The organism is Catenulispora pinistramenti (assembly GCF_018274385.1).
Lineage (GTDB): Bacteria > Actinomycetota > Actinomycetes > Streptomycetales > Catenulisporaceae > Catenulispora > Catenulispora pinistramenti.
In genome coordinates this window covers 17,723-25,255 of sequence record NZ_JAAFYZ010000001.1, presented here as the reverse complement: position 1 = coordinate 25,255, position 7,533 = coordinate 17,723, and the positions used below count along the sequence as shown (strand labels likewise).

Genomic DNA, 7,533 nt, shown 5'->3' with positions numbered 1-7,533 from the left:
CCTCCGACTGCCCGACCACCGGTGCCGACCACCGGTGCCGACCACCGGTGCCGACCACCGGTGCCGACGACCAGCGACGACAACCCAGCGAAGACTAAGGAGTCTGACATGGACGAGAACACCCGCTACCAGGTGCTGCGCAACGACGAGGAGCAGTACTCGCTGTGGCCGGCCGACATCGAGGTGCCCGCGGGCTGGCTGCCCGTCGGTAAGGAGGGCACCGAAGCCGAATGCACCGACTACGTCGACGAAGTCTGGACCGACATGCGTCCGCGGAGCCTGCGCGAGCGCATGGCGGACTCCGAGGCCTGATCTGTATTTCCAAGGTCTGATCGGTATTTCCAAGGTCTGATCTGTATATCCAAGGCCTGAACCACCGCGCGATGGGGCGCCGGTCACCACCCGGCGCCCGGTCACCTCTGCACTCCCCACACCCGATTACCGGCGAGCGGTGCCGCCCCGCTCACACCTAACGGAGGTCGCCGTGACCCCTGTTCTGCGCACCGAACGCCTGGAATTCATTCCCTACCGCGACGAAGACGAGGACCACTTCGTCACTCTCCTGCGCGACGAGGAGGTGTGCCATTGGATGGGCCAGGACCGCGCGAGCGAGCCGGAGCTGCGCGCGCTGTTCCGCGCGGTCCGCGATGAGGTGTACCCCAGAGAGCTGTTCGACGTCTGGGGCTTGTGGCTTGACGGCACCTTCGCGGGGCACGCCGAGCTGAAGAAGACCGGCAACGTCGACGGCCAGGAGATGATCGTCGCGCTCAGCCCGCCCTTCTGGGGCAAGGGCGTGGGCACCGAAGTGATTCGCGGGCTGTTACGCCACGCCGCCGACAACCGCGGCTTGAAGGAGGCCTACGGAATGGTGGGCGCGGACAACACCGCGAGCCTGGAGATGTGCCGCCGGCTGGGGTTCCGCCACCTGCGCGACGTCGTCGGCGACGACGGCACGGTGACGAAGATGCTCGTCATCTCCACGACGGATCCCGCATGACAGGATCCGTCACCGAGAATGACACCGACGCGGACGCGCCGCAGGCCGACCGGCAGCCCAGCCTGTGGCGCAACCGCGACTTCAACCTGCTCTGGAGCGGCCAGTGCCTCTCCGACCTGGGCAGCGCCGTCTCCGACCTGGCGCTGCCCCTGCTGGTCTTCGGGCTGACCGGTTCCCCCTCGCGGGCCGGGCTGGTCGGCACGGCCGGTTTGGTCGTCGCCACTGTCTGCCGGCTCCCGGCCGGCGCTCTGGCCGACCGCTTCGACCGGCGCCGACTGATGATCCTGTGCGACGCCGTCCGGCTGGTCGGATACGCGGCGCTGGCCTGGGCGGTCGTGGCGGGCAGGGCCAGCCTGGCGGTGATCATGACGGTGGTGGCCGTGAGCGCTGCCGCGACCGCCGTCTTCACCACAACGGAATTCGCCGCGGTCCGCAGCCTGGTGCGCCCGAACCAGATCGTCTCCGCCGTCGCCCGCAACGAGGCCAGGTCGTACGGGACCACGCTGGCCGGCCGACCATTGGGCGGGCTGCTGTTCGGGCTGGGCACAGCGCTGCCCTTCCTCGGCGACGCCGTGAGCTACGTGCTCTCACTGTCGGCCATCCTGTGCATCCGCAGGCCACTGCAACAGCCCCGCCCAGAACTGCCGGCGACCCCCGCCAAGACGGGGCGGCGCGGACAGGGGCTGCGGTTCGTGCTCAGCAACCCCTTCCTCCGATCCCTGATCGTCGTCGCCATCCCCCTCAACACGGCCTTCACCGGGATGATCTTCGCGATGACCATCTCCCTGCGCCGATCGGGACTGTCCCCGGTCCTGATCGGCGTGGCCACCATGATCATCGGAGCCGGCGGCCTCCTCGGCGCCTTCAGCGCCCCGGCCCTCCAGCGCCGCCTGCCCCTGCCGACCCTGATCAGAGCCATCTGCTGGTCCACCGCCGCCCTGATGGCGATCAGCGTGCTCCTCGCCACCGGCATCGCCGCCGCCGCACCCCTGGCCCTCGCGATCTTCCTCGGCCCCACCGCCAACGCGGCCCTGTTCGGCTACCAGGCAGCGGTCACCCCGGACCACCTCCAAGGCCGGGTGGTCAGCGTGATCCTCCTCGCCGCCACCTCAGCGGCCGCCCTCGCCCCCGCCCTGGCCGGATTCCTCCTCGCGAACATCGCCGGCCGCCCGGCGCTGCTGACCTTCCCCCTGCTGGTCGCCGTCTCCGCCGCGGTGGCCACGTTCAGCGGCGGGATCAAGTCCATGGCGCGCCTGCCGTCAGACTCGGACGCCGGATAACTCATCCTCATGGGGATGGTTCTTATGGGGATCGTCAGAAGCGATCCAGCCGGCAGCCCGACAGAACCGACTCAACGCTCCCGTCGACCACCTCCCGCGCGACCAGGCGCCCCACAGCCGCGGCGAGCGTGACCGCCGAGTGCATCACCGCCAGGTAGAGGCCGGGGACCGCGGCGACCGGGCCGACGATCGGCTCCCCGTCGACCGGCATCGGACGCGCCCCGATTCGGGTACTGAGTAGCTCGACGCTCTCGGTACCGCGGAAAGTGGACCGGACAGCGGCAAGGATCCGTTCCGGCGAGTCCGCGGCGGCGATCAGCCGGTCCGCCGCGACCTGCCGAAGATCGAAGTCCTCGGTGCTGACCACGGTGCGCACCAGACCGGCCGGGGCGCGGAGCCGGAACAGCGGGCACGGCGACGGTTCGACCGGGACACGCACCCCGAGCGGCGCACCCAGCGCGGCCGTGGCGACTCCGGCCGCCAGCACCACCGTCGCACCGGAAAGGAATCCCGCCGTCGTCTCGACCCCGGCAACCCGTCCCGCTGCATCCCGGCGCACCACGGTGACCGACGTATCCTGATGTACCCGAGCCCCGCGGGCACGAGCCCCGGCGACCAGCCGCTCGGTCACACCCACCGAGTCGACACCGCCCTCACCCGGCGCCCAGACAGCCCACTCCGGAGGCTGCCGAACAGCGGGCTCAAGCCTCGCCACGGTGGCCGCGTCCACGATCGTCTGCCCGGGCCCGGCCTCCGGCACACTCTCCTGCCTGTTCCAGCTCAGCGATCCGGACCAGCTCACCGGAAGCCCCGGCAACTCGCCCTCGAGCCGGCGGTACTCCTCCGTCGCGCTGACTCGCAGCCCGGCGGCCGGCCCCTCACGCACGCCGGACGCCCCGATCCACGCGAACGAATCCGCCGTCACGCCGGAGCCGGGCCGCCCCGCGTCGACCAACGTCACCGCGGCACCCGCCCGAGCGGCGTGATACGCCACCGACGCACCGACGATGCCGGCGCCGACGACGACCAAGTCCTTACTCGCCAGTGGGTTGTTCACGTCTCGGGACCCTAGCCTCCGCGGCTTCCGTCCGTAATCGAGTTTCGAGACGACGAGCCAATTCGGCGAAGTAGCGTTCGTTCTTCCAAAGATCGCGATTGCCGATGACGTAGAGCCTGCGCTTCGCGCGGGAAGCGGCGACGTTGAGCAGGTTCGGCTTGGCGGCGGCCCATCCGCGTTGGCCCGGTTTGCGCGGATCGCTGCCCAGGACCAGGAGCACGATGTCGGCTTCCTTGCCCTGCATGGTGTGGATGGTACCGACGGCTTCGCCACCGGGCAGGTTGAGCTTCAGCCCCTTCAACCCGTCAACGACATCGCGGAACGGGCTGATCACCTTGATCTGGGCGGGATCGACTCCTTGGGCGAGCAGGCGATCGACGATTCGGCGTGCGTGCTCGCCTTCGGCGGGGATCCAAGTTCCGGTCGCGTCTGGTGCTTCGACGTGCTCCCACCGGCTGCTCGGCAGGGCTGTGTAAGGGTCGTGCGCGGGTTGGACCGGCGGCTTGCCGTTGACCATGAGGGTTCCGCCGTAGGCGATGGTGTTGCTGATGGTGAACATCGGATCGTCGCAGCGGCGGTGGACCCGCAGCGGTGCACCGACCCAGGTCCGGTCCGTGGTTCCATCCGGGCCCGGCACGTCCAGCCATGTGCCGTGCGGCGCCAGCCGATCGGCGACGGCCTGCACGGAGGTCCAGCCGGGTAGCCACTGTTCGTCGACTGCGAAGTGCTCTCGCAGTGCCTGCTGCACGGTGTGGGGGAGGGTGACGACGGGTTCGAGCTGCAACGGGTCGCCGACGATAACCGCACGTCGCGCGCGCAAGAGCGCACCGCAGGCATTCTGTGGCGCCGCCTGGCCGGCCTCGTCGATGAACACCCACCCGAGGTCCTCAGGCCCGAGGTGGGAGAACAGGCGGCCGGCGGAGGCGAAGGTGGTGGATACGACCGGGACGGCCAAGAACAATGACTGCCATGCCGCCTTGGCGGCCTCATGGTCGACGTTCTCAGGGACCGTGCCGTTAATGACGTCGAAGGCCGCGTACAGGTTCTGTCGCATGACCCGGCCGTTCGCCAGTATGAAGGCTTTGTGCAGTCGCAGTGCTTCCAGGAACAACCGGGTGCGTGCCTCCGTGATCTGCTGGTCACTCCAGGGGGCGAGCATTTCGCGCTGTGCGTCGTCAGCCAGCACCTCGGATGTCGGCACATATCCCGGCCAGGCGGACAGGGCCTGCTTCTGTTTGTCTTGGACCCGATCAAGCTGCCTGGTGGCGGCTGTGAGCTGGTCTGTGGTCTCAGTGAGTTGGCGATGCAGGCGGTTGGAGCGGCCGACAGCGTCGTCCACCGCGTGCCGGACGACGGCACACGCGGCGTCAGCGGTGTCCACGGCGGCAGCCAGCGTCCGGTCGCGCTCACTCCACTCGCGTCCCGCACGCCCCCAAGTGGACAGGACTACCCAGAACTTCGGTTGCCACGTGGCATGTTCCGCGCGGGCCTGCCGGGCAGTCTCCCCAGCGGATGTCGCGTCGGAGAGCGCGGACTCGGCTTCCTCGCGCTCGGTGTCAGCACGGTGTGTTCGGCGGCGCAGGTCGTTTGCGGACTCGGTGAGTGCCTTGATGGTCAAGGCGAGGTCTGCCATCTCGCGTCCGGCATCGGCAGCGGCCTGACGCAGTGTGGCCAGGGCGTCCACGGCTGCCTTCGCGGCCCTGAACCGTGCCACGGCCGCCGGCCAGTCGACGGGTTCGCCGCCTCTATTATGCGCTGTAAGGATGTCGGCCAGTCCGGCTCCGCTGCGCTCGGGGTCCCGTTCCTCACGCGCCGCTGACCTTTCCTCCTCAGCGGTGACGCCCCACCAGATCCGTTGGACGAAGGCCTTGCGATATTTCATCGCGCCCAGGGCTCCAGCGAGCGCGGCCCACGCTCGCCCGTCCGGTTTGCTTTGTTCCAGGCCCAGGGCGATCGAGGCGGCGTCGGCGAAAAAGTCGACGTCGCGCGCCGCATCCCACCAAGAGTCGTCGATGCCCGTAGGGCCGGGGAACTCGTGGGTGATGTTCTTGGCCGCGCCATTGTTGGCGCACGCCACGACCATCTCGAAGCCGGTCAGTTCTGGTTTGAGCGGCCGAACGGTCTTACGCCAGTTCTCCGTGCTCCACGAGAGCCCGCCGACGAATCCGGCCTCGGGCCGGGACAGCTCCGCCAATCGTTCGGCACGGTGGACCACCAGGCCGGCGATCACGTCGCGCAGCATTGTGGTCTTGCCGGTGCCTGGCGGGCCGTTCACGGCGAACACCGGGACTTGGCTGTCCGCCGTTTCCGGACCCAGGATGCGGTTCACGGCGAACTGCTGGCTCAGTACCAGCGGGTGCGCTGTCTTCGACACCCAGCGTCCAGCGGGGGTCCGCGTCGGCTCGGTGGCGGCCAGCACGGCATCGGGTCGTTCTCGCACGTCGATGCGGGAGACGGTGTCGATCGCGTCGCCCGGACACAGGTATGCGGTCAGCGGAGCGCTGGCGCTGCCGGCATCCAGTGCCTCTGCGGCACGGGCAAGGTCGTTCAGGATGAAGCTGTTCAAAAAGTCGTTGCCCGAGCCCTCCGCTGCCTTGGTCGGCACTTGGCGGCTGACGACCCAGACCGATGCCGGGTCCAGGGCCTGCTCCACACCGAGCTGGCGGGCCAGCGTCGTACGCAGAGTCAACAGATCGGCGGCGGTCAGCGGCCGACCGCGGTCGCCGGGGACCGGTGAGTCCGAATCGTGGTCGCCTGCCTCACCGGATGTGCCGTCCGTAGCACCTGGTTCTGGAGTTGTCTCCTCGTCCGGCGAGATCAGCTTCTTCGCCCCCGCCTGACCGATCGTTGGGACCGTTGGGCCGGCGAGGGACCGCACCGCCTCGCCGAACTCGGCTTGCGCGAGCCTCCAGTCGGTGTCATCCAGCCACTTCGGGTCCTGCGGTCCCAGTTTGAGTGTCCTGCCCACTGCCCATGCGCAGGTCGAAAGTACTGCGGAGTCTTTGACGACCCTGCCTGTAGCGGTCACAGTCAGCGCGAACAGGGCTGTGCGTCCAGACAACCGCTCGTCGCGGTACCGCGGATCGTCGCCGAACACGTCCACCACCGCGTCGCGCATTCGCTCCAGCGCGAAGACGCCACCGAACACGGTGTGCTGCCAGGTACAGCCCTTCCGCAGCTTGAACTCCTCGTCCCTGTGGACCGGGTGCTGCGGGTGCCACGGCGGCACTCTGTTGTGCTGTAGGACGAATACCCCGTCATCGGAGGGTTTGACCCGGATCGACGGAGGGCTGAAGAACTCCACCGCCCGCCAGAACCTGACGACCTGCCCTTGATCGCTGCCCCGTGCCACCTGAACCCCCACCGACCAACGATCCGCTCTCCGCTGTTGATCAACAGCGTACCCAACCAGGACGAAGCGGTTTCCTTAACGTGGATTTCCCGCCACTGCCGCCCCAGTCGCCGTTGAATCTGGTGGACGCGCAGTCGCGTTGAGTGCACGGGTGATCACGCAGTTGGGCAAGTTGTGTGTGAGCGCCGAGCGTGCGTCTAGGCCAGGACCGGCACGGAGCGAAGCGCATACTTCGCCGCCTTCCTGATCGGCGATCACCGACCAGGACCTGGCGTCTCAAGTAACGGCGGTGCACATCGAACTGGATCCACCGAACGGCATCACGGGCTTCCGCTTCGGCATGCCCGTCGACCAGCTCAAGGCAGCGGCGGCGGCGCTCGGCGAGATCAGGGTCGGCAACGAGGGCCCGCCGACGAAGTGGCGCTTCATGCGGATCTATACGCAGCTCCCGCAGTTCGACATCATGTTCTGCTCGGAGGACGGCAAGACCCTGACCTCGCTGGACATCGCCCGCCCGTACGTGGACGACGCGGACGTGCCGGTCACGTGGCGCGGCATCGACGTGTTCCGGACTCCGGCCCGCGAGTTGATGGAGCAGATCGAAGCCGCGGGCTATCCGGTCGACCACCGGGAGAAGTCCCACCCACTGGTGCCGGGACTCTCCCTCGGCCTCAACTGGAATCCCCGCGACGACATCCCGTTCGACGGCGACATCGACGAAGACAGCGACGCGATGCCGTTGTATCTCCGCGGCATCCTGGTCGCGCCGGCTGAGTACTACGACGAGGTCCTCGCCGAGATCGCGGCCATGGGCCGGTGACCTGACCAGCCGCCGGTCACCGGCTGC

Annotated in this window: 6 protein-coding genes; 4 read left to right on the top strand and 2 right to left on the bottom strand. The window is 68.6% G+C overall.

Going from position 1 to position 7,533, the window contains the following annotated elements:
• Positions 1–108: 108 nt before the first annotated feature.
• The 3 genes from KGQ19_RS00075 (at position 109) to KGQ19_RS00065 (ending at position 2,277) form a co-directional block, all read left to right on the top strand.
• Positions 109–312 (top strand): MbtH family protein, encoded by a 204-nt coding sequence (locus KGQ19_RS00075; RefSeq protein ID WP_212006926.1) that lies wholly within the window; start codon positions 109–111, stop codon positions 310–312.
• 172 nt (positions 313–484) lie between these two features.
• Positions 485–997, top strand: coding sequence for a GNAT family N-acetyltransferase (locus KGQ19_RS00070; RefSeq protein ID WP_212006925.1), 513 nt, complete (start codon positions 485–487; stop codon positions 995–997).
• Entirely contained in the window at positions 994–2,277 is a 1,284-nt protein-coding gene (locus tag KGQ19_RS00065) for an MFS transporter (RefSeq protein ID WP_212006924.1), read from the top strand. The genes KGQ19_RS00070 and KGQ19_RS00065 overlap by 4 nt, the downstream gene beginning before the upstream one ends.
• A 34-nt stretch (positions 2,278–2,311) precedes the next feature.
• Here the strand turns inward: KGQ19_RS00065 and KGQ19_RS00060 are convergent, their stop codons facing one another.
• Positions 2,312–3,334 carry an NAD(P)/FAD-dependent oxidoreductase gene (locus KGQ19_RS00060; RefSeq protein WP_212006923.1) on the bottom strand — a complete coding sequence of 341 codons (1,023 nt, stop codon included), beginning with the start codon at positions 3,332–3,334 and terminating at the stop codon, positions 2,312–2,314.
• A complete protein-coding gene (locus tag KGQ19_RS51605; RefSeq protein WP_212006922.1) occupies positions 3,312–6,638 on the bottom strand; it encodes a DEAD/DEAH box helicase in 3,327 nt (1,108 codons plus the stop codon). The genes KGQ19_RS00060 and KGQ19_RS51605 overlap by 23 nt, the downstream gene beginning before the upstream one ends.
• A 337-nt stretch (positions 6,639–6,975) precedes the next feature.
• On the opposite strand from KGQ19_RS51605, the gene KGQ19_RS00050 reads away from it, so the two are divergent.
• On the top strand, positions 6,976–7,506 hold the full coding sequence (locus tag KGQ19_RS00050; protein ID WP_212006921.1) for a hypothetical protein: 531 nt from the start codon (positions 6,976–6,978) through the stop codon (positions 7,504–7,506).
• Positions 7,507–7,533 lie beyond the last annotated feature (27 nt).